Annotated in this window: 24 protein-coding genes, 1 rRNA gene and 2 other annotated features; all 25 genes read left to right on the plus strand. The window is 41.5% G+C overall.

Annotated elements, in window-relative coordinates:
* Nucleotides 1-60 precede the first annotated feature (60 nt).
* The 25 genes from rrf to AAYR28_RS00650 all read left to right on the plus strand — a co-directional run bounded on the left by rrf (nucleotide 61) and on the right by AAYR28_RS00650 (nucleotide 20634).
* Nucleotides 61-176, plus strand: a 5S ribosomal RNA gene (gene rrf, locus AAYR28_RS00530).
* 177 nt (nucleotides 177-353) lie between these two features.
* Nucleotides 354-818 (plus strand): CtsR family transcriptional regulator, encoded by a 465-nt coding sequence (locus AAYR28_RS00535; RefSeq protein ID WP_003217184.1) that lies wholly within the window; start codon nucleotides 354-356, stop codon nucleotides 816-818.
* Between the two features lie 14 nt (nucleotides 819-832).
* On the plus strand, nucleotides 833-1390 hold the full coding sequence (locus AAYR28_RS00540; RefSeq protein ID WP_024425862.1) for a UvrB/UvrC motif-containing protein: 558 nt from the start codon (nucleotides 833-835) through the stop codon (nucleotides 1388-1390).
* Nucleotides 1391-1394: 4 nt separating this feature from the next.
* Nucleotides 1395-2486 (plus strand): protein arginine kinase, encoded by a 1092-nt coding sequence (locus AAYR28_RS00545; RefSeq protein ID WP_120209047.1) that lies wholly within the window; start codon nucleotides 1395-1397, stop codon nucleotides 2484-2486.
* The gene (gene clpC / locus AAYR28_RS00550; RefSeq protein WP_007496263.1) at nucleotides 2483-4918 is read left to right on the plus strand and encodes an ATP-dependent protease ATP-binding subunit ClpC; all 2436 of its coding nucleotides are present in this window, start codon (nucleotides 2483-2485) and stop codon (nucleotides 4916-4918) included. Before AAYR28_RS00545 ends, clpC begins: the two co-directional genes overlap by 4 nt.
* Before the next feature lie 93 nt (nucleotides 4919-5011).
* On the plus strand, nucleotides 5012-6391 hold the full coding sequence (gene radA / locus AAYR28_RS00555) for a DNA repair protein RadA (protein ID WP_025092231.1): 1380 nt from the start codon (nucleotides 5012-5014) through the stop codon (nucleotides 6389-6391).
* A gap of 2 nt (nucleotides 6392-6393) precedes the next feature.
* Nucleotides 6394-7473, plus strand: a complete 1080-nt coding sequence (disA, locus tag AAYR28_RS00560) for a DNA integrity scanning diadenylate cyclase DisA (protein ID WP_024425581.1) — start codon at nucleotides 6394-6396, stop codon at nucleotides 7471-7473.
* A 153-nt stretch (nucleotides 7474-7626) separates the two neighbouring features.
* Nucleotides 7627-8727 carry a PIN/TRAM domain-containing protein gene (locus AAYR28_RS00565; protein ID WP_024425582.1) on the plus strand — a complete coding sequence of 367 codons (1101 nt, stop codon included), beginning with the start codon at nucleotides 7627-7629 and terminating at the stop codon, nucleotides 8725-8727.
* A gap of 13 nt (nucleotides 8728-8740) precedes the next feature.
* A complete protein-coding gene (gene ispD, locus AAYR28_RS00570) occupies nucleotides 8741-9430 on the plus strand; it encodes a 2-C-methyl-D-erythritol 4-phosphate cytidylyltransferase (protein ID WP_034283907.1) in 690 nt (229 codons plus the stop codon).
* 3 nt (nucleotides 9431-9433) lie between these two features.
* A complete protein-coding gene (gene ispF / locus AAYR28_RS00575) occupies nucleotides 9434-9910 on the plus strand; it encodes a 2-C-methyl-D-erythritol 2,4-cyclodiphosphate synthase (RefSeq protein ID WP_003216928.1) in 477 nt (158 codons plus the stop codon).
* A 94-nt stretch (nucleotides 9911-10004) separates the two neighbouring features.
* Nucleotides 10005-11456: a glutamate--tRNA ligase gene (gltX, locus tag AAYR28_RS00580; protein WP_070326870.1), complete on the plus strand. Its 1452-nt coding sequence runs from the start codon at nucleotides 10005-10007 to the stop codon at nucleotides 11454-11456.
* Nucleotides 11456-11686: a binding site (T-box leader), on the plus strand. It overlaps the preceding gene by 1 nt.
* A gap of 81 nt (nucleotides 11687-11767) precedes the next feature.
* Complete coding sequence (gene cysE, locus AAYR28_RS00585; protein WP_034283914.1) at nucleotides 11768-12421, plus strand: serine O-acetyltransferase; 654 nt, start codon at nucleotides 11768-11770, stop codon at nucleotides 12419-12421.
* Complete coding sequence (cysS, locus tag AAYR28_RS00590) at nucleotides 12418-13818, plus strand: cysteine--tRNA ligase (RefSeq protein WP_034283904.1); 1401 nt, start codon at nucleotides 12418-12420, stop codon at nucleotides 13816-13818. The genes cysE and cysS overlap by 4 nt, the downstream gene beginning before the upstream one ends.
* Before the next feature lie 3 nt (nucleotides 13819-13821).
* A complete protein-coding gene (locus AAYR28_RS00595) occupies nucleotides 13822-14253 on the plus strand; it encodes a Mini-ribonuclease 3 (protein ID WP_024425587.1) in 432 nt (143 codons plus the stop codon).
* Complete coding sequence (rlmB, locus tag AAYR28_RS00600) at nucleotides 14237-14986, plus strand: 23S rRNA (guanosine(2251)-2'-O)-methyltransferase RlmB (RefSeq protein ID WP_024425588.1); 750 nt, start codon at nucleotides 14237-14239, stop codon at nucleotides 14984-14986. The genes AAYR28_RS00595 and rlmB overlap by 17 nt, the downstream gene beginning before the upstream one ends.
* Nucleotides 14987-14988: 2 nt before the next feature.
* On the plus strand, nucleotides 14989-15501 hold the full coding sequence (gene rae1 / locus AAYR28_RS00605) for a ribosome-dependent mRNA decay endonuclease Rae1/YacP (protein ID WP_024425589.1): 513 nt from the start codon (nucleotides 14989-14991) through the stop codon (nucleotides 15499-15501).
* A 63-nt stretch (nucleotides 15502-15564) separates the two neighbouring features.
* A complete protein-coding gene (sigH, locus tag AAYR28_RS00610) occupies nucleotides 15565-16221 on the plus strand; it encodes an RNA polymerase sporulation sigma factor SigH (RefSeq protein WP_008345424.1) in 657 nt (218 codons plus the stop codon).
* 76 nt (nucleotides 16222-16297) lie between these two features.
* Nucleotides 16298-16447, plus strand: a complete 150-nt coding sequence (gene rpmG, locus AAYR28_RS00615) for a 50S ribosomal protein L33 (RefSeq protein ID WP_008356502.1) — start codon at nucleotides 16298-16300, stop codon at nucleotides 16445-16447.
* Nucleotides 16448-16481: 34 nt separating this feature from the next.
* Nucleotides 16482-16658 (plus strand): preprotein translocase subunit SecE, encoded by a 177-nt coding sequence (secE, locus tag AAYR28_RS00620; RefSeq protein WP_008345422.1) that lies wholly within the window; start codon nucleotides 16482-16484, stop codon nucleotides 16656-16658.
* A 171-nt stretch (nucleotides 16659-16829) separates the two neighbouring features.
* Nucleotides 16830-17363 carry a transcription termination/antitermination protein NusG gene (gene nusG / locus AAYR28_RS00625; RefSeq protein WP_003217197.1) on the plus strand — a complete coding sequence of 178 codons (534 nt, stop codon included), beginning with the start codon at nucleotides 16830-16832 and terminating at the stop codon, nucleotides 17361-17363.
* A 171-nt stretch (nucleotides 17364-17534) separates the two neighbouring features.
* Complete coding sequence (rplK, locus tag AAYR28_RS00630) at nucleotides 17535-17960, plus strand: 50S ribosomal protein L11 (RefSeq protein ID WP_003216956.1); 426 nt, start codon at nucleotides 17535-17537, stop codon at nucleotides 17958-17960.
* Between the two features lie 99 nt (nucleotides 17961-18059).
* Nucleotides 18060-18758, plus strand: a complete 699-nt coding sequence (gene rplA / locus AAYR28_RS00635; protein WP_017359164.1) for a 50S ribosomal protein L1 — start codon at nucleotides 18060-18062, stop codon at nucleotides 18756-18758.
* 49 nt (nucleotides 18759-18807) lie between these two features.
* Nucleotides 18808-18948, plus strand: a sequence feature (ribosomal protein L10 leader region).
* Nucleotides 18949-19017: 69 nt separating this feature from the next.
* Nucleotides 19018-19518 carry a 50S ribosomal protein L10 gene (gene rplJ, locus AAYR28_RS00640; protein ID WP_024425590.1) on the plus strand — a complete coding sequence of 167 codons (501 nt, stop codon included), beginning with the start codon at nucleotides 19018-19020 and terminating at the stop codon, nucleotides 19516-19518.
* 48 nt (nucleotides 19519-19566) lie between these two features.
* A complete protein-coding gene (gene rplL, locus AAYR28_RS00645; protein ID WP_008345418.1) occupies nucleotides 19567-19932 on the plus strand; it encodes a 50S ribosomal protein L7/L12 in 366 nt (121 codons plus the stop codon).
* A 96-nt stretch (nucleotides 19933-20028) separates the two neighbouring features.
* A complete protein-coding gene (locus AAYR28_RS00650) occupies nucleotides 20029-20634 on the plus strand; it encodes a class I SAM-dependent methyltransferase (RefSeq protein ID WP_034283897.1) in 606 nt (201 codons plus the stop codon).
* Nucleotides 20635-20878 lie beyond the last annotated feature (244 nt).

Consider the following 20878-nt stretch of genomic DNA (forward strand, 5'->3'; position numbering starts at 1 on the left):
ATTCTAATGTGAAGCATGAACATTGTTATCTAGTTTTGAGAGAACATTCTCTCCATCAGGTTTGGTGGCGATAGCGAAGAGGTCACACCCGTTCCCATACCGAACACGGAAGTTAAGCTCTTCAGCGCCGATGGTAGTTGGGGGTTTCCCCCTGTGAGAGTAGGACGCCGCCAAGCTTCTATTAGGATCAGTTCCAGTCGGAACTGGTCTTTTTTGTGTTTTTGGGAGGTTTGACACCATATAAATGTGGAAATAATATTGTTAGTTGAGCGATTATCTTGAAAAATTGATCGAAAAAATTTATAGTAAGATTAAAGTCAAATATAGTCAAAGTCAATGGAGGAGGAGGAGGAGTGGCACAAAATATTTCTGATATCATCGAGCAGTATTTGAAGGAAGTCTTGGATCAGAACGGTCGAGAAATATTAGAAATTAAACGCAATGAAATTGCAGATAAGTTTCAATGCGTACCTTCACAAATAAACTATGTTATCAATACACGCTTTACGAGCGAGAGAGGCTATATCGTTGAAAGTAAGCGTGGCGGCGGTGGCTATATCCGCATCATTAAAGTCAAAATGAATGATGAAGTCGACTTATTGAACAATATTATTTCCCAAATATATCATCGTTTATCACAGGCTGCATCTGATCATATCATCATGCGTCTTGTTGAAAATAACATTTTATCTGAAAGAGAAGCTAAGATGATGATTAGTGTCATGGACCGTTCTGTATTGCATATTGATTTACCTGAACGTGATGAACTGCGTGCTCGGATGATGAAAGCGATGTTAAATGCTTTGAAATTAAAGTAAAGCGGGTGAAAAGATTGATTTGTCAAGAATGTAATGAGAGACCAGCCACTTTTCACTTTACGAAAGTTATAAATGGAGAAAAACAAGAAATGCACATATGTGAACAATGTGCAAAAGAAAACAGTGATTCATATGCTATGAGTGGAAACCAAGGTTTCTCGATTCACAACCTATTATCAGGCTTATTGAATATTGATCCTAGCTTCACCACAAGTGCGAACAAGGGCTCGTCTATTTTTCAAGAAGCGAAAGAAGTGGATCAATGTCCTAAGTGTGGCTTAACCTTTCAGCAGTTCAGAAAAACAGGCCGATTTGGCTGTGCAGAATGCTATCGTACATTTGATCAGTATCTGAACCCTGTTTTACGGAAAGTCCATAGTGGGAATACAGTCCATAATGGAAAAGTACCAAAACGAATTGCCGGCAGCCTGCATGTTCGCCGGAAACTTGAGTTAATGCAGCAAGAGCTGAAGCAGCTGATTGAACAGGAAGAGTTCGAAAAGGCAGCGGAAGTTCGAGATCAAATTCGTGCATTAGAGCATGAGCAATCTCAGCAGAGGGAGGGAGATTAACGTCATGTCGCTCCAGCATTTTATTCAAGACGCTCTTAGTCAGTGGATGAAACAAAAAGGACCAGAAAGTGACATTGTTCTAAGCAGTCGTATCCGGCTAGCTCGCAATCTAGAGCATGTTCGTTTCCCAACTCAGTTTTCTCAAGCTGAAGCTGAAGCTGTTCTCCAGCAATTCGAGCAAAAGTTTGCTAGCCAGGAAGTGAAGGACATTGGAAACTTTGTTCTGATTCGAATGAATGAAACGCAGCCTTTAGCAAAGAGGGTACTTGTTGAAAAGCATTTGATTAGCCCCAATTTAGCTGAATCAAGATTTGGCGGCTGTTTGCTTTCTGAAAATGAAGAAATCAGTGTGATGCTGAATGAAGAAGACCATATTCGAATCCAGTGCTTATTCCCAGGTTTTCAGCTAGCCAATGCACTAAAAGCGGCTAATCAGGTAGATGACTGGATTGATGAGCAAGTGGATTACGCGTTTTCTGAAAAGCGAGGATACTTAACAAGCTGTCCGACCAATGTAGGTACAGGTATTAGGGCTTCGGTCATGATGCATTTACCAGCATTAGCGCTCACAAGACAAATGAATCGGATTATTCCGGCCATTAATCAATTAGGTCTTGTGGTCAGAGGAATTTATGGTGAGGGCAGCGAAGCAATAGGGAACATCTTTCAAATTTCAAATCAAATGACACTTGGTCAATCAGAAGAAGACATTGTAGATGACTTGAATAGTGTGACCGCTCAGCTCATTGAACAAGAGCGATCTGCACGAAAAGCGTTATATCAAACATCTAAAATTGAACTTGAGGACAGAGTGTACCGTTCCTTAGGAATTTTGGCCAATTGTCGTATGATTGAATCAAAGGAAACAGCGAAGTGTTTGTCAGATGTGCGGCTTGGAATTGATTTAGGTATCATTAAGGGACTTTCAAGTAATATACTGAATGAACTCATGATTTTGACTCAGCCCGGCTTCCTTCAACAATATTCAGGAGGAGCCTTAGAGCCAAATGAACGAGATATAAAACGAGCAGCGATTATTAGAGAAAGGCTGCGCTTAGAAATGCATAGGAATGGACAGGAGGATGAAACGATATGATGTTTGGAAGATTCACTGAAAGAGCTCAAAAGGTATTAGCACTTGCACAAGAAGAAGCCATTCGCCTAGGCCATAAGAATATTGGTACTGAGCACATTTTACTTGGCCTTGTACGTGAAGGTGAGGGCATCGCTGCCAAAGCGTTAGAAGCACTGGGCCTTGTTTCAGATAAAATCCAAAAAGAAGTCGAAAGCTTGATTGGAAGAGGGCAAGAGGTGTCTCAAGCTATTCCTCATTATACGCCTAGAGCGAAGAAGGTCACTGAGCTTTCAATGGATGAAGCAAGAAAGCTAGGTCATTCCTATGTAGGGACAGAACATATTCTATTAGGTCTTATTCGTGAGGGAGAGGGTGTCGCTGCCCGTGTCTTAAATAACCTCGGAGTGAGCTTAAATAAAGCACGCCAGCAAGTCCTGCAGCTGCTTGGAAGCAATGAAACAGGTGCATCTGCAGCTGGCTCTAATAGCAATGCAAATACACCAACACTTGATAGCCTGGCAAGAGATTTAACAGCTATCGCAAAAGAGGACAGCTTGGACCCTGTCATTGGCCGAAGCAAAGAAATTCAACGTGTCATTGAGGTCCTAAGTAGAAGAACAAAAAATAACCCTGTGCTGATTGGTGAGCCTGGTGTTGGTAAAACAGCCATCGCAGAAGGTCTTGCACAGCAAATTATTCATAATGAAGTGCCTGAAATCCTGCGTGATAAACGAGTAATGACCCTGGATATGGGAACTGTTGTAGCTGGTACGAAATATCGTGGTGAATTCGAGGATCGTTTGAAAAAAGTGATGGACGAAATTCGCCAGGCAGGAAATATCATTCTCTTTATCGACGAGCTTCATACACTTATTGGTGCTGGTGGAGCAGAGGGCGCGATTGATGCGTCTAATATCTTGAAGCCATCCCTAGCACGTGGAGAGCTTCAATGTATTGGGGCGACAACGTTAGATGAGTACCGTAAATATATTGAAAAGGATGCTGCGCTTGAACGACGTTTCCAGCCAATTCAAGTAGATCAGCCGTCTGTTGATGAAAGTATTCAAATCTTAAGAGGGCTTAGAGACCGGTATGAAGCACATCACCGTGTGTCTATTACAGATGAAGCCATTGAGGCGGCGGTGAAGCTGTCTGACCGTTATATTTCTGACCGATTCCTTCCAGATAAGGCGATTGATTTAATTGATGAGGCAGGTTCGAAAGTCCGTTTACGTTCGTTCACAACACCGCCTAACCTAAAAGAATTAGAGCAAAAGCTGGATGAAGTACGCAAGGAAAAGGATGCGGCAGTTCAAAGTCAAGAATTTGAAAAAGCAGCTTCTCTTCGAGATACAGAACAGCGTTTGCGTGAAAAAGTAGAAGTTACAAAGAAATCATGGAAAGAAAAGCAGGGACAAGAGAATTCAGAGGTATCTGTAGATGATATCGCAATGGTCGTTTCCAGCTGGACGGGAGTGCCTGTTTCGAAAATTGCTCAAACGGAGACAGATAAGCTTCTGAATATGGAACAATTGCTCCACTCTCGCGTGATCGGACAGGATGAAGCGGTTGTCGCTGTAGCAAAAGCGGTGAGACGTGCGCGTGCTGGCCTGAAAGATCCGAAGCGCCCAATCGGCTCCTTTATCTTCTTAGGTCCAACAGGGGTTGGTAAAACGGAGCTTGCAAGAGCACTTGCTGAGTCTATTTTCGGTGATGAAGAAGCAATGATCCGTATTGATATGTCTGAATACATGGAGAAGCACTCTACATCCAGACTTGTTGGGTCACCTCCAGGCTATGTGGGCTATGATGAAGGTGGACAGCTGACTGAAAAAGTGAGAAGAAAACCTTATTCTGTCGTTCTTTTAGACGAGATTGAAAAGGCGCATCCAGATGTATTTAATATCTTACTGCAAGTGTTAGAAGATGGTCGTCTGACTGATTCTAAAGGGCGTACCGTTGACTTTAGAAATACGATTTTGATTATGACATCAAACGTTGGAGCTAGTGAGCTGAAGCGCAATAAATATGTTGGCTTTAACGTGCAGGATGAAAGTCAAAATTACAAGGATATGAAAGGCAAAGTGATGGGCGAGTTGAAACGTGCGTTTAGACCTGAGTTTATCAACCGTATTGATGAAATCATTGTCTTCCACTCGCTTGAGAAGAAACATCTAAAAGAGATCGTGTCTCTCATGTCTGATCAATTGACAAAACGATTAAAAGAACAAGACCTATCAATTGAATTGACGGAAGCAGCAAAAGCGAAGATTGCCGACGAAGGAGTAGATCTTGAGTACGGTGCGCGTCCGTTAAGAAGAGCGATTCAAAAGCATGTAGAAGATCGACTTTCTGAAGAGCTTCTGAAGGGGAATATTGAAAAAGGTCAACATATCGTATTAGATGTGGAAGATGGAGAGATTGTCGTAAAAGCGACGGCTGCTACGAACTAATATAGTAAGAAAAAAGTGTGAGGCATACCAGTAAGGTGTATGCCTCCCTTTACTTATTTTCTGACCAGTATAAGGAGTTGTATTCTTCAATCTATGGCTAAGACAAAATCAAAATTTATATGCCAATCGTGCGGTTATGAGTCAGCCAAATGGATGGGGAAATGTCCAGGCTGCGGCACGTGGAACAGTATGACAGAAGAGGTCGTTCGCAAAGAGCCGGCAAACCGTCGAAGTGCTTTTAATCATTCTGTTCAAACCATTCAAAAACCTTCACCTATATCTGCAATTGAAACATCCGAAGAACCCCGAATTAAAACAAATTTAGAAGAATTTAACCGAGTATTAGGAAGTGGAATTGTCAAAGGTTCTCTTGTTCTCATCGGCGGAGATCCTGGGATTGGGAAGTCCACATTATTATTACAAGTATCAGCACAGCTCTCAGACAAAAATCAGAATGTGTTATACATATCTGGTGAGGAGTCCATTAAACAAACGAAGCTAAGAGCGGACCGCCTTGGCATTGAAAGCGCCTCTTTACATGTTTTGGCTGAAACCGATATGGAGTATATAACGTCTGCTATACAGGAGATGAAACCTGCTTTTGTTGTGGTGGATTCGATTCAAACCGTTTACCAAAGCGATATCACGTCAGCTCCCGGCTCTGTATCTCAAGTTAGAGAATGTACAGCGCAGCTGATGAAGATTGCCAAGACAAATGGTATTCCTATTTTTATCGTTGGTCACGTGACCAAAGAAGGCTCGATCGCAGGTCCACGCCTTTTAGAGCATATGGTGGACACAGTTCTTTATTTTGAAGGCGAGCGTCATCATACGTTTCGTATCTTACGGGCGGTCAAAAACCGATTTGGTTCAACGAATGAATTGGGAATTTTTGAAATGAGAGAGGAAGGGCTCACGGAAGTATTAAACCCATCAGAAATCTTTCTAGAAGAGCGGTCGGCAGGTGTATCTGGTTCGTGTGTTGTTGCCTCAATGGAAGGAACAAGACCTGTACTTGTCGAGATACAGGCATTAATTTCCCCGACAAGCTTTGGGAATCCGCGAAGAATGGCCACTGGCCTTGATCATAATCGAGTATCGCTGCTCATGGCAGTTTTAGAAAAACGCGTGGGGCTGCTGCTGCAAAACCAAGATGCGTATTTAAAGGTCGCAGGCGGTGTGAAGCTTGACGAACCGGCGATTGACTTAGCTATTGCCGTCAGTATTGCATCAAGCTTTAAAGATGCAGCGCCGCATCAAGCGGATTGCTTTATAGGAGAGGTCGGTCTGACGGGAGAAGTCAGAAGAGTATCAAGAATTGAACAGCGAGTGCAGGAAGCTGCAAAACTAGGATTTAAGCGAATGTTTATTCCTCAGGCGAATATAGACGGATGGAAAAAGCCGAGAGGGATTGAGTTAGTTGGTGTAGAAAATGTAGCGGAGGCACTTCGAATTTCACTAGGGGGATCATAGAAATGGAAAAAGAGAAAAAAGGAGCGAGAGAACTCGATCTCTTAGATATTGTACAGTTTGTGGCACCAGGAACACCTCTGCGGGCAGGGATTGAAAACGTCCTGAGAGCCAATACTGGCGGGCTCATTGTTGTTGGTTATAATGACAAAGTAAAGAGTGTGGTAGATGGAGGATTTCACATTAATTCAGCCTTCTCCCCAGCACATTTATATGAATTGGCGAAGATGGACGGGGCCATTATTCTTAGCGATTCTGGTCAAAAAATCTTGTATGCGAATACACAGCTGATGCCAGATGCAACCATTCATTCATCGGAAACAGGCATGAGGCACCGGACGGCTGAACGTGTAGCAAAGCAGACAGGCTGCTTAATCATTGCCATTTCTGAACGGAGGAACGTCATTACCTTATACCAAGGGAATCGTCGTTATACGCTGAAAGATATTGGCTTTATTTTAACAAAGGCCAATCAAGCCATTCAAACACTTGAGAAATATAAAACGATTTTAGATCACGCCATTTCTGCGTTAAGCGCCCTAGAATTTGAAGAGCTTGTGACCTTTGGTGATGTATTATCCGTGCTACACCGCTACGAAATGGTACTCAGGATCAAAAATGAAATCAATATGTATATCAAAGAGCTCGGAACAGAGGGACACTTGATCCGTCTGCAAGTCAATGAATTGATTACAGATATGGAGCAGGAAGCAGCTTTATTTATTAAAGATTACGTGAAAGAAAAGATCAAAGATCCGTATGTGCTGCTTAAACAACTTCAAGATATGTCGAGCTTTGAGCTTTTAGATGATTCCATTCTGTACAAGTTACTTGGATATCCAGCTTCTACAAATATTGACGAATATGTGTACACAAGAGGATATAGATTGCTCCATAAAATCCCTAGACTGCCAATGCCAATCGTCGAAAATGTGGTTGAAGCATTCGGTGTGCTAGATCGAATTATGGAAGCGGATGTACAAGAATTGGATGAAGTAGAAGGAATTGGAGAAGTAAGAGCGAAAAAGATAAAAAAAGGATTAAAAAGGTTACAAGAAAAACATTACATTGACCGTCAGCTTTAAGAAGAGAAATTTTTCTCTATTACGGTTAAAAATGGATGAATATGGGTATATTAATGATGGTTTTGTTTTCTGTTGCTCATGATAGGAAACTTAAACATATATTAATGTCAGATGAAGGTGGATTGACAGATGAAAAATAAAGGAGGTGAAGGTATGTTAAAAAGAATCGTTCAGGCGTTTTTTATCATTTTGGGTGCAGTTGTAGGGATTTTTATCATTCCAGAGTTATTTCTGCTTTTAAATGTAAAGGACATACCTTTCATAACAAATGCTTACTCATCAGCACTAATAGGGGCCGTTGTGTTCTTCATCATTGGTAAATGGTGCACAGGTTATGTGGTAAATTGGGTGAAATGGATCGAGGATTCTCTATTGAAGGCGCCTCTTCCTGATCTTATATCTGGAAGTTTCGGATTAGTATTTGGACTTATTCTAGCATATCTTATTGTAAACGTGATCCCGCTAAACAATATCCCATATCATATTTTTGGTACCATTATTCCGATTTTCCTGGCTTTCTTTTTAGGATACCTTGGATTTCAGGTAGGATTTAAGAAGAAGGATGAAATGATAGGGCTGTTCTCCCGATCTGCAAAGGTCACAAAGAAAAAGGGAGCAGCTGATGATGAACCTGAAATAGAAGATAAAAAGCTGAAAATTTTAGACACAAGTGTTATCATTGATGGAAGAATCGCAGATATTTGTCAAACTGGATTCTTAGAAGGCGTCATGGTCATTCCTCAATTTGTACTCGAGGAATTACAGCATATTGCAGACTCTTCAGATGTATTAAAGAGAAATAGAGGCCGAAGAGGTCTAGATATTTTAAATCGTATTCAAAAAGAATTGGATATCAAAGTTGAAATTTACGAAGGTGACTTCGAAGACATTCAAGAGGTTGATAGCAAGCTTGTGAAGCTGGCGAAATTAACTTCAGGTGTTGTTGTGACCAATGATTTTAATTTAAATAAAGTATGCGAACTTCAAAAAGTAGCAGTGTTAAACATCAATGATCTAGCCAATGCCGTTAAACCGGTTGTACTGCCTGGGGAAGAAATGAAGGTACAGGTCATTAAAGACGGGAAAGAGCATAACCAAGGTGTTGCTTACTTAGATGACGGTACAATGATTGTGGTAGAAGAAGGACGCAATTACATTGGAAAAGACATCGATGTGCTCGTCACTAGTGTGCTGCAGACTGCTGCTGGAAGAATGATTTTTGCGAAGCCAAAACTTCTGGAGAAGGCGCTCTAAAGGGAGAACGAACATGTATTATGAAGTAGTTATTCCGGCTGCGGGGCAGGGGAAACGAATGAAGGCCGGCCGCAATAAGCTTTTTATTGAGCTGAAAAGAATGCCGGTCATCATTCATACACTAAAGGTGTTTGACGCTCATGCGCAATGCAAACGCATGATCCTAGCGATCAATGAAGAGGAGCGTCAAGACTTTGAAAGGCTACTCAAGGTACACGCTTTTCAAACGCCTGTTTCACTTGTCACTGGCGGTGAAGAACGTCAGCAAAGTGTATACGAAGGATTAAAGGCTGTGAAAGATGCGGACATCGTGCTTGTTCATGATGGAGCAAGGCCTTTTATTAAGCATACACAGATTGACTTGCTCGTTAAAGCAGCGATTGAAAAAGGCTCCGCAGTTGTAGCGGTACCAGTGAAAGACACAATCAAACGCGTTCAAGAAGGCAAAGTGGAACAAACCATTGAACGTCAGAGCTTGTGGGCAGTCCAGACCCCACAAGCTTTTCGTCATTCTATTTTAAAAGAGGCGCATGAATATGCGGAGCGGACAGGCTTCTTTGGAACAGACGACGCCAGTCTTGTTGAACAATTACATGGCGAGAATGTGTATATTGTCCAAGGAGACTATACCAATATTAAGCTGACAACACCGGATGATTTATTGGTTGCCAAGGCAATTATGGATGCGGAAAGAGGGTACTAGATCATGTTGAGAATAGGACAAGGTTTTGATGTACATCAATTAACAGAGGGGAGACCTCTGATTATTGGCGGGGTCACCATCCCTTATGAAAAGGGACTGCTAGGTCATTCAGACGCTGACGTACTGCTTCACACAGTGGCAGATGCATGCCTGGGTGCGATTGCTGAAGGAGATATCGGCAGACATTTCCCAGACACAGATCCTGAGTTTAAGGATGCAGATTCTTTTAAATTATTGCAGCATGTGTGGGCACTTGTGAAAGAAAAGGGCTACACACTTGTGAATATTGACTGCACCATCATGGCGCAAAAGCCAAAAATGGCACCTTACATTCAACCAATGTGTGAGAAAATTGCAGAAGCGCTTGAGGCAGATGTCACACAGGTGAATGTCAAAGCAACAACGACAGAGAAACTTGGATTTACAGGAAGAGGCGAAGGAATTGCCTCTCAGGCAACAGTGCTTCTTCAGAAAAAGTAAAATCCATTTTGATGAGAATGGGTTTTGATGATAAAATACGTTTATAAAAAATTGGTGTCAGACAACATGATGCAGATGAAAGGAAGTTAAACTCATGGGAAATGAAGTGCGTGTTCGTTATGCACCGAGTCCAACTGGTCATTTACATATTGGGAATGCTAGAACGGCTCTTTTCAACTATTTGTTCGCACGCAGCCAAGGCGGCAAATTTATTATTCGAATCGAGGATACGGATCAAAAGCGTAATGTAGAGGGCGGGGAGGAAAGCCAGCTTCGTCACCTGCAATGGCTCGGTATTGATTGGGATGAGAGCATTGATAAAGATGGCGGCTACGGTCCTTACAGACAATCAGAGCGTAATGATATTTATAAAAAATATTATGATGAGCTGCTAGAGAAGGACTTGGCGTATAAGTGCTATTGTACGGCAGAAGAGCTAGAGGCAGAGCGTGAAGCACAAATCGCCCGCAGCGAAATGCCTCGATATTCTGGTAAATGCAGTCATTTATCAAAAGAAGAAGAGGACAAGCTGATTGCTGAAGGAAGAGAGCCAAGCATCCGCTTCCGAGTACCAAAAGGAGAAATCATCAAATTTGACGACATGGTCAAAGGTGATATTTCATTTGAAACAGACGGCATTGGTGACTTTGTTATTGTGAAGAAAGATGGCACGCCAACTTATAACTTTGCAGTTGCCGTGGATGATCATTTGATGAAAATGACTCACGTTCTTCGCGGAGAGGATCATATTTCAAATACCCCTAAACAAATCATGATTTTTCATGCATTTGGCTGGGATGTTCCGCTATTCGGACATATGACGCTGATTGTGAACGAGAACCGCAAGAAATTAAGTAAACGTGATGAATCGATTATTCAATTCATCGAGCAATATAAGAATTTAGGCTATTTACCTGAAGCCCTGTTTAACTTCATTGCATTACTTGGATGGTCTCCAGTAGGCGAAGAAGAACTGTTTACAAAAGAGCAATTCATCGACATTTTTGATGTGAACCGACTTTCTAAGTCACCAGCTCTATTCGATATGCATAAACTAAAATGGGTGAACAACCAATACGTGAAAGCTCTTGATCTTGATCAGGTTGTGGCACTAACACTTCCACATCTTCAAAAGGCAGGCAAGGTAAGTGAGCAGCTGACTGAAGAAGAAAACACGTGGGTACGCAAGCTTATTTCTCTGTATCACGAACAATTAAGCTACGGAGCAGAAATTGTTGAGTTGACAGAGTTGTTCTTTAAGGAGCAAATTGAGTATAATCAAGAGGCAAAGGAAGTTCTAGCAGAGGAGCAAGTACCAGAAGTCATGGCATCTTTTGCAGGTCAACTTGAACAGCTTAAGTCTTTCACACCTGATGAAATCAAGGCTGCCATTAAAGCGGTACAAAAAGAAACAGGGCATAAAGGCAAGAAACTATTCATGCCGATTCGTGTGGCTGTCACAGGACAAACGCATGGCCCAGAACTTCCGCAAAGTATTGAATTACTAGGTAAAGAAACGGTATTAAACCGCATTAAACAAATATAAAGAAATCGTTGCGAGGGAGAAGTACAATGTACTCGTCCATCACAGAAAGAGTCTCCACCGGCTGAAAGAGACTTATGGGCAGATGTTGGAAATGCACCCTCAAGACCCTTGAGGAACACGTACGTTAGTATGCAAGGGCGGTACCCTCCGTTATGGGATTAAGTTGAGAAGGCTTCAAGATAAGTGGCTTTCTAAACAGAGTGGAACCGCGTTTTCAAAACGTCTCTGTCATTTGGCAGAGGCGTTTTTTATTTGTCCAAAAAAGAGAGCAAGTCCTAAGAGAGATTCATGGGGAAGAACGGGGGGAGCATGTGTTTTTCAAAATGCTGAAAGAAGATATTGATACTGTGTTTGATCAAGATCCTGCTGCTAGAAGCTATATTGAAGTAGTGCTAACCTATTCAGGGCTTCATGCGATTTGGGCTCACCGTATTGCGCACGCATTTTATAAGCGGAAGCTGTATTTTATTGCGCGGATCATTTCTCAGGTCAGCCGTTTTTTCACAGGGGTGGAAATTCATCCGGCGGCAACCATTGGCAGGCGGTTCTTTATTGATCACGGCATGGGCGTCGTGATCGGGGAAACATGTGAAATTGGAGACAACGTCACTGTTTTCCAAGGCGTGACATTAGGGGGAACAGGGAAAGAAAAGGGAAAGCGGCATCCGACCATTTTAGACGATGCCCTCATTGCGACAGGTGCCAAGGTGCTTGGTTCCATTACAGTTGGAAAAGGAGCCAAGATTGGAGCGGGGTCGGTCGTGTTAAAGGACGTACCCGACCATTCCACCGTTGTCGGTATACCTGGGCGAGTCGTCGTTCAAAATGGAAAGAAAATCAATCGTGATCTCAATCATCAAGATTTGCCAGATCCAATTTCCGATCGTTTCAAAGAATTGGAACGAGAAATGGAAAAGCTAAAAGGTGAGCTGGCTTCATTGAGCAGAAAGGAAGAACAATCATGACAATCAATATTTATAATACATTGACACGTAAGAAGGAAGAATTTGTCCCGCTTGAGCCAGGAAAGGTCAAGATGTATGTGTGCGGACCAACCGTTTATAACTACATTCATATCGGGAATGCTAGACCTGCTATTGTTTATGACACTGTACGTAAGTATTTAGAATACAGCGGTTACGATGTGAACTTTGTATCAAACTTTACAGATGTGGATGATAAACTCATCAAAGCAGCCAACGAACTCGGAGAAGATGTGCCGACAATTGCTGACCGGTTTATCCAGGCCTACTTCGAAGACGTCAGTGCACTCGGCTGCAAAAAAGCAGACCTTCACCCGCGAGTGACGGAAAACATGGATGATATCATTGCGTTTATTGCCACATTGATTGAAAAAGGCTACGCCTATGAAGCAGATGGCGACGTGTATTACAGCACACGCTCATTTGAAGGCTATGGAAAGCTTTCTCACCAATCAATTGATGAACTGAAGACAGGTGCCCGTATTCGAGTAGGTGAAAAGAAACGAGATGCACTGGACTTTGCTCTTTGGAAGGCTGCAAAGGATCAGGAAATCTCTTGGGATAGCCCGTGGGGCGAAGGACGCCCAGGCTGGCACATTGAATGCTCGGCAATGGTCAAAAAATATTTAGGTGATACGATCGATATTCATGCTGGCGGACAGGATTTAACATTCCCTCACCATGAGAATGAAATTGCCCAATCTGAGGCTTTGACAGGGAAGCCTTTTGCGAAGTATTGGATGCATAACGGGTATATTAATATCGATAATGAAAAAATGTCAAAATCACTTGGCAACTTTGTGCTGGTGCATGACATTGTGAAAGAACAAGATCCTGATGTGCTTCGCTTCTTTATGTTGTCGGTTCACTATCGCCACCCAATTAATTACTCAATGGATTTATTAGAAAGTACAAAGAGTGCGTTTAACCGACTCAAAACATCGTATGCGAATTTACATCACCGTCTAGAGAGCAGCACAAATATCACGGAAGACAATGCTGAATGGCTGGCAAAAATTGAAGAGCAGCGTGCAACATTTATTTCCGAAATGAATGATGACTTCAATACGGCAAATGCGATCTCTGTTTTATTCGAATTAGCGAAACAGGCGAATTATTATATGGAAAATGATCATACTTCGGAGGAAGTGATCAAGGCATTTATCGGCTTGTTCCAAGAAATTACGTCTGTTCTCGGCTTCTCATTAGAAGAAAAGCACACGCTTGACGAAGAGGTAGAAGCGTTAATTGAAAAACGCAATGAAGCTAGAAGAAATCGTGACTTTGCCCTATCTGATCAAATTCGTGATCAATTAAAGAACATGAATATTGTGTTGGAGGACACTCCTCAAGGTACTCGCTGGAAAAGAGGAGAATAGGCAATGTTGAATTTTGAAAAGCTGAAAGACGGTAAACAGCTGAACGGACTTGCGCTGGCTTATATGGGTGATGCCATTTTTGAAGTATATGTGAGGCATCACCTCCTCCAAACGGGGGCGACAAAACCAAATGAGCTGCACAAACGAGCAAGCAAAATTGTTTCAGCTAAATCACAGGCTGCTATTTTATTTACGCTTCAGCAGCAAGGCTTTTTCACTGAAGCAGAAGAAGCGGTGCTGAAAAGAGGAAGAAACGCAAAATCAGGCACAGTGCCTAAAAACACAGACGTTCAAACGTATCGTTATAGTACAGCGTTTGAAGCGCTCATGGGTTATTTATTTATCGAAAAGCAGGACGAACGCTTAGAAGAGCTGATTGGTCAGGCGATTGAAATCGGAACGTCAGGGAGGAAGACAAATGAGTCAGCAACATGATTATGTCATTGGGAAAAATGCAGTGATTGAGACACTGAAGTCAGATCGGGAGTTATACAAGCTCTGGATGGCAGAAAACACTGTAAAAGGACAAGCCCAGCAGGTCATTGAACTCGCTAAAAAGCAAAATATCACCATTCAGTATGTTCCGAGGAAAAAGCTTGATCAAATGGTTACAGGTCAGCACCAGGGAATCGTTGCACAAGTAGCAGCATATGAATATGCAGAATTGGACGACCTGTATCAAATCGCTGAAAAGCGTAATGAACAGCCTTTCTTTCTGATTTTAGATGAGATTGAAGACCCGCATAATTTAGGATCTATTATGAGAACGGCAGATGCTGTAGGTGCACACGGGATTGTCATTCCGAAAAGGAGAGCGGTCGGTCTAACAACAACAGTTGCTAAGGCATCCACTGGAGCAATTGAGCATATTCCTGTCGCAAAAGTGACCAATCTTTCAAGAGCCCTTGATGAAATGAAAGAAAGAGGAATCTGGGTTGCGGGAACAGATGCGTCTGCTAAACAGGATTACAGACAATTTGATGGCACGATGCCGCTGGCTCTTGTGATTGGCAGCGAGGGAAAAGGAATTGGCCGATTGATTAAGGAAAAGTGTGATTTTCTGATTAAACTGCCTATGGCCGGGAAGGTTACTTCGTTAAACGCATCAGTTGCCGCTGGTTTATTGATGTATGAAGTGTATCGAAAACGTTATCCGTTAGGAGAATAGAGATGGATATCCTCTTAGTCGATGGATACAACATGATAGGTGCATGGCCTCAGCTGCAGCACTTAAAGGAAAACAGCTTTGAAGAAGCCAGAGACGTACTGATTCAACATTTAGCAGAATATCAAGCATACACAGGGTATCGAGTCATTGTCGTATTCGATGCCCATATGGTCAAAGGAATTGAAAAGAAGCGGACCAACCACCGAGTAGAGGTCATCTTTACGAGAGAGAATGAAACGGCGGATGAGCGGATTGAAAAGCTGGCGCAGGATTTGAATAATATACGGACGCAAATTCATGTGGCAACCTCAGATTTTACGGAACAATGGGCTATTTTTGGACAAGGAGCTCTTCGGAAGTCGGCTCGTGAGCTTTTAAGAGAGATTGAAGTGATAGAACGAAAGATTGAAACGAGGGTCAAAAAGATTACTTCTGATAAACCAGCATCTAAGATTGAATTGTCAGAAGATGTATTGAAAACGTTTGAAAAATGGCGGCGCGGGAATCTGGAATAGCTTGACGATATTTCAACCATTAATGTATAATATTTCTATCTAGGTGCGGTCGGGGGGATCGAAGTGAATCTAAACAACAGCAAGGGTAAGTCCATCAGAGAGCAATTTTGCCAGTTGGAAGATGAACAAGTCATTGAAAGGGTTCATGTCGGAGATAGTGATGCGCTAGATTATTTAATAACGAAATACCGCAATTTTGTACGTGCGAAAGCAAGATCTTATTTCTTGATAGGAGCGGATCGAGAGGACATTGTCCAAGAGGGAATGATCGGACTTTATAAGTCTATTCGCGATTTCAGAGAGGACAAGCTTACTTCATTTAAGGCTTTTGCAGAATTATGTATTACCCGCCAAATTATCACCGCAATTAAAACAGCTACTCGCCAAAAACATATCCCGTTAAATTCCTATGTATCATTAGACAAGCCGATCTACGACGAAGAATCGGACAGAACATTATTGGATGTCATTTCCGGTGCTAAAGCGCTTAACCCAGAAGACTTAATTATTAGCAAAGAAGAATTTGATGATATCGAAATGAAGATGGGTGAACTGCTAAGCGAGCTGGAAAGAAAGGTACTTGTGCTTTATCTTGATGGCAGATCCTATCAAGAGATTTCTGAAGATTTAAACCGTCATGTGAAATCAATTGATAACGCACTCCAAAGAGTAAAGAGAAAATTAGAGAAATATTTAGAGCTTCGCGAGATTAGTCTCTAATCAAACCTATATTGACAGCTTTTTCGACACTGTGATAAGGTACTAATGAAATGATGTCGAGAAAATAGGTGTAAATATGAGGAAAAAGATTACTCTAGCCTGTAAAGACTGCGGAAGCCGCAATTATACGACAATGAAAAGTGTTGCTTCAGCAGCTGAAAGATTAGAAGTTAAGAAATATTGCAAGACTTGTAATTCACATAAAACACATTTAGAAACGAAGTAAGATTTGCGTTCTTTAATCTGTGGAGGTCTTTTACATGCGTATTATCAGTTTCTTAAAAAGTGTCGGAAAAGAAATGAAAAAGGTCAGCTGGCCAAAGAAGAACGAAATGGTCCGCTACACAATCACTGTTATTTTAACAGTCGTATTCTTTGCCATCTTTTTCTCTTTTCTTGATATAGGAATCTCACAATTAATCGAATTAATTCATTAATACTTGAATAATGGTCTGCTGAACGTGCTATAATAGATCATAATATGACTTGCCAAAAAACCCGTTTTACGGGTTTTTTCAATTGCTTGAAAATATTTACCGGTACTCGAGATTCGTCAAATAGACATTATGAAATGTGGGGAGGGAAGGACTAAATAGTCCTGAACGAAAATGGAAAAGAATTGGTATGTTGTGCATACGTACTCTGGCTATGAAAACAAAGTAAAAGCGAACTTGGAAAAGCGTGTTGAATCAATGGGCATGCAGGATAAAATCTTCCGCGTCGTCGTACCAGAAGAAGAAGAAACGGATATTAAAAATGGTAAGAAAAAAGTCGTCAAAAAGAAAGTATTCCCTGGCTATGTCCTAGTGGAAATCGTGATGACTGACGACTCTTGGTATGTTGTTCGTAATACACCAGGTGTCACTGGATTCGTTGGATCAGCTGGTTCAGGATCAAAGCCGACTGCGCTGCTGCCAGGCGAAGCTGAAACCATTCTGAAGAGAATGGGTCTTGAAGAACGCAAAACAGAAATCGACTTTGAACTGAAAGAAACAGTTAAGGTCATCGATGGACCATTTGCTAACTTCACTGGCTCTATTGAAGAAATTGACTACGATAAAAGCAAAGTCAAAGTATTCGTTAATATGTTTGGTAGAGAAACACCTGTTGAACTTGAGTTCACGCAGATCGATAAATTGTAATTTAAAAGAGCTTGAAATGAGTGTATAGAAGTGGTAATATAGCAAAGGTACGTCTTGAGTTCACTCAAGATCGCTAGCTAGTTATTTCGTCATTCATATAAAGAATGAAGTTGTTGAGTGGGAGGGGGATTCCCCTATTACCACATCACGGACTTTAAGGAGGTGTGTCTCGTGGCTAAAAAAGTAGTTAAAGTTGTTAAATTGCAAATTCCTGCTGGAAAAGCTAACCCAGCTCCACCAGTTGGACCTGCACTAGGTCAAGCCGGTGTTAATATCATGGGATTCTGTAAGGAGTTTAACGCTCGTACAGCTGACCAAGCTGGTCTTATCATTCCTGTTGAAATTTCGGTTTTTGAAGACCGTTCATTTACATTTATTACTAAAACTCCACCTGCTGCAGTTTTACTTAAAAAAGCAGCTGGTATTGAGTCTGGTTCTGGTGAACCTAACCGTAATAAAGTGGCAACTGTTAAGCGTGATAAAGTACGCGAAATCGCGGAAACAAAAATGCCTGACTTAAACGCTGCTAGCGTTGAATCAGCTATGCGCATGGTTGAAGGTACTGCACGCAGTATGGGTATTGTCATCGAAGATTAATTTTTTGTCTTGTTGGGTTGCGAGTTTGGTTTTGACAAGTTCGCAACCCTTATTCGTGGGAGGTTATTCCGCTAAAACCACATAAGGAGGATTTTTATAATGGCTAAAAAAGGTAAAAAGTATGTAGAAGCTGCTAAGCTGATCGATCGTACTAAAGCGTATGATGTAGCTGAAGCTGTTTCTCTTACAAAAAAAGCAAATACAGCTAAATTTGATGCGACTGTAGAAGTTGCTTTTCGTTTGGGCGTAGACCCTCGTAAAAACGATCAACAAATCCGCGGTGCAGTTGTACTTCCTAACGGAACTGGTAAAACTCAACGCGTTCTTGTGTTCGCTAAAGGCGAAAAAGCAAAAGAAGCAGAAGCTGCTGGAGCAGATTACGTTGGAGATTCTGATTACATCACTAAAATCCAACAAGGCTGGTTCGAATTCGATGTAATCGTTGCGACACCTGACATGATGGGTGAAGTTGGTAAGATCGGTCGTGTACTTGGACCAAAAGGTCTTATGCCAAACCCTAAAACAGGAACTGTAACGTTCGAAGTTGAAAAAGCAATCAATGAAATCAAAGCTGGTAAAGTAGAATACCGCGTTGATAAAGCTGGTAACATCCACGCGCCAATCGGAAAGGTTTCTTTCGAGGACGAAAAGCTTGTTGAGAACTTTGCAACAATCTATGACACAATCCTTAAAGCAAAACCTGCAGCGGCTAAAGGTGTATACGTGAAAAACGTTTCTGTTACATCTACTATGGGCCCTGGCGTGAAAGTGGATCCATCTTCTTTCTCTGCAAAATAATTCTTGACTTATGACAACCATTTTGATAATATCAAAATGTTGTAAAATAGAATAATGTCCATTTATACCGTAGACAGCAGGGGCCTTATGGCTTAAATAACCCGCCGAGGTGTATATGTCACAGTCTTACGTTAACGTATGCTTGTATATACAGCCTCCATGTCTTAATGGAGGCTTTTTATATGGAGAACCGTTCGTTAGGAACGTGATGGCCTGATCGGTATAAGTGTTACACAAAGAATGTACAGGAGGTGTAACCATGAGCAATGCAATCGATACTAAAAAAGTTGTCGTTGATGAAATTACTTCTAAATTTAAAGATAGTATGTCTACTGTCATTGTAGATTACCGCGGTCTTTCTGTTTCTGAAGTGACTGAACTTCGTAAACAGCTTCGTGAAGCTGGCGTAGAATTCAAAGTTTACAAAAACACTTTGACTCGCCGTGCAGTTGAACAAGTTGAACTAACGGGTTTAAACGATTTCTTAACAGGTCCAAACGCTATCGCATTCAGTAACGAAGATGTTATCGCACCTGCGAAAATCATCAACGAATTTGCGAAAAGCCACGAAGCTTTAGAAATCAAAGCTGGTGTCATCGAAGGAAACGTAGCGACTGTAGAAGAAGTGAAGGCTCTTGCGGAACTTCCGTCTCGCGAAGGCTTACTTTCTATGTTGCTTAGCGTTCTTCAAGCTCCAGTTCGTAATCTTGCTCTTGCTACTAAAGCAGTTGCAGATCAAAAAGAAGAACAAGGCGCTTAATGCGTACTTTACGTTTACGTAAAAAAACTTAAAATGGAGGAATTACAAATGGCTTTAAATATCGAAGAAATCATTGCTTCAGTTAAAGAAGCAACTGTACTTGAGTTAAACGACTTAGTAAAAGCAATCGAAGAAGAATTTGGCGTAACTGCTGCTGCTCCTGTAGCTGTAGCTGCTGGTGGCGGTGCTGCTGCTGAAGAAAAAACTGATTTTGATCTAGTACTTGCTGGTGCTGGAGACCAAAAAATCAAAGTTATCAAAGTGGTTCGTGAAATCACTGGTCTTGGCTTGAAAGAAGCTAAAGAACTTGTTGACAACACTCCAAAACCACTTAAAGAAGGTATTGCTAAAGAAGAAGCTGAAGAACTTAAAGCTAAGCTTGAAGAAGTTGGCGCTTCTGTAGAAGTTAAGTAATCTTCGCCTAATCTTTTGGGAAAGCTCGCTTTTACTGGCGGGCTTTTTCTTTTCTAATCTCCTGAAACGATTGAATCCAGAGGAGGTCCATTCACCATGAGTGACCACTATTATACGGAAAAGCCATCAGTGAAAAGCAATAAACAGACATGGGACTTCACCTTGAGAAACCGTACCTTTACTTTTACAAGTGACAGTGGAGTGTTTTCTAAGAAAGAAGTCGACTTTGGTTCAAGGCTTTTAATTGAAGCTTTCGAAGAACCTGATTTGGATGGCGATGTCTTAGATGTCGGTTGCGGTTATGGACCGATTGGCTTATCGTTAGCAAACGAAATGACTAGCCGTACCATTCATATGATTGATGTGAACGAAAGAGCAGTCGAACTTTCAAAGGAAAACGCTAAACATAATCGCATTGATAATGTCCGCATCTATCAAAGTGATTTGTTCTCGAATGTTCATTCCTCAGCTGCTTTTGCCTCTATACTGACCAATCCCCCAATACGGGCAGGGAAGAAAGTTGTACATGCGATCTTTGAAAAAAGTGCTGATCATTTATTGCCGGAAGGTGAGTTGTGGGTGGTTATTCAGAAAAAGCAAGGTGGACCATCTGCGATTGAAAAATTAGAGCAGCTCTTTGAAGAAGTCGAGGTTGTGCTGAAAAAAAAGGGCTACTATATCATCAAAGCTAAAAAAGTTTGACGCAGTTTCCTAGCTGTGTTAACATTATAAAATGCCAATGTGTATATTTTGCTTGATAGGCTTAAAAAACAACTATTTTGTATAAATTATGCATACTTGGGAAAACTAATAAAATCGGTATTTGTTTTTGGATGTGGTTTTCTTATTTTAGAAACCCTTTTTTCTTTTGTCTTGTAAAAGTATTTCTTTACTGACATTTGAAAGACAGAAATACTTTTTACACATATAATACGCATGATTTGAG

The organism is Bacillus safensis (assembly GCF_039619585.1).
GTDB lineage: Bacteria > Bacillota > Bacilli > Bacillales > Bacillaceae > Bacillus > Bacillus safensis.

What these genes read in the sequence shown, in the direction of transcription:
- cysS (WP_034283904.1), top strand. Translation starts at nt 12,418, where the DNA reads ATGACAATCAATATTTATAATACATTGACACGTAAGAAGGAAGAATTT.
- nusG (WP_003217197.1), top strand. Translation starts at nt 16,830, where the DNA reads ATGGAAAAGAATTGGTATGTTGTGCATACGTACTCTGGCTATGAAAAC.
- ispF (WP_003216928.1), top strand. Translation starts at nt 9,434, where the DNA reads ATGTTGAGAATAGGACAAGGTTTTGATGTACATCAATTAACAGAGGGG.
- ispD (WP_034283907.1), top strand. Translation starts at nt 8,741, where the DNA reads ATGTATTATGAAGTAGTTATTCCGGCTGCGGGGCAGGGGAAACGAATG.
- rplL (WP_008345418.1), top strand. Translation starts at nt 19,567, where the DNA reads ATGGCTTTAAATATCGAAGAAATCATTGCTTCAGTTAAAGAAGCAACT.
- rpmG (WP_008356502.1), top strand. Translation starts at nt 16,298, where the DNA reads ATGAGGAAAAAGATTACTCTAGCCTGTAAAGACTGCGGAAGCCGCAAT.
- gltX (WP_070326870.1), top strand. Translation starts at nt 10,005, where the DNA reads ATGGGAAATGAAGTGCGTGTTCGTTATGCACCGAGTCCAACTGGTCAT.
- clpC (WP_007496263.1), top strand. Translation starts at nt 2,483, where the DNA reads ATGATGTTTGGAAGATTCACTGAAAGAGCTCAAAAGGTATTAGCACTT.
- rplA (WP_017359164.1), top strand. Translation starts at nt 18,060, where the DNA reads ATGGCTAAAAAAGGTAAAAAGTATGTAGAAGCTGCTAAGCTGATCGAT.
- rlmB (WP_024425588.1), top strand. Translation starts at nt 14,237, where the DNA reads ATGAGTCAGCAACATGATTATGTCATTGGGAAAAATGCAGTGATTGAG.
- secE (WP_008345422.1), top strand. Translation starts at nt 16,482, where the DNA reads ATGCGTATTATCAGTTTCTTAAAAAGTGTCGGAAAAGAAATGAAAAAG.
- AAYR28_RS00595 (WP_024425587.1), top strand. Translation starts at nt 13,822, where the DNA reads ATGTTGAATTTTGAAAAGCTGAAAGACGGTAAACAGCTGAACGGACTT.
- AAYR28_RS00650 (WP_034283897.1), top strand. Translation starts at nt 20,029, where the DNA reads ATGAGTGACCACTATTATACGGAAAAGCCATCAGTGAAAAGCAATAAA.
- disA (WP_024425581.1), top strand. Translation starts at nt 6,394, where the DNA reads ATGGAAAAAGAGAAAAAAGGAGCGAGAGAACTCGATCTCTTAGATATT.
- radA (WP_025092231.1), top strand. Translation starts at nt 5,012, where the DNA reads ATGGCTAAGACAAAATCAAAATTTATATGCCAATCGTGCGGTTATGAG.
- AAYR28_RS00545 (WP_120209047.1), top strand. Translation starts at nt 1,395, where the DNA reads ATGTCGCTCCAGCATTTTATTCAAGACGCTCTTAGTCAGTGGATGAAA.
- AAYR28_RS00565 (WP_024425582.1), top strand. Translation starts at nt 7,627, where the DNA reads ATGTTAAAAAGAATCGTTCAGGCGTTTTTTATCATTTTGGGTGCAGTT.
- rplJ (WP_024425590.1), top strand. Translation starts at nt 19,018, where the DNA reads ATGAGCAATGCAATCGATACTAAAAAAGTTGTCGTTGATGAAATTACT.
- rae1 (WP_024425589.1), top strand. Translation starts at nt 14,989, where the DNA reads ATGGATATCCTCTTAGTCGATGGATACAACATGATAGGTGCATGGCCT.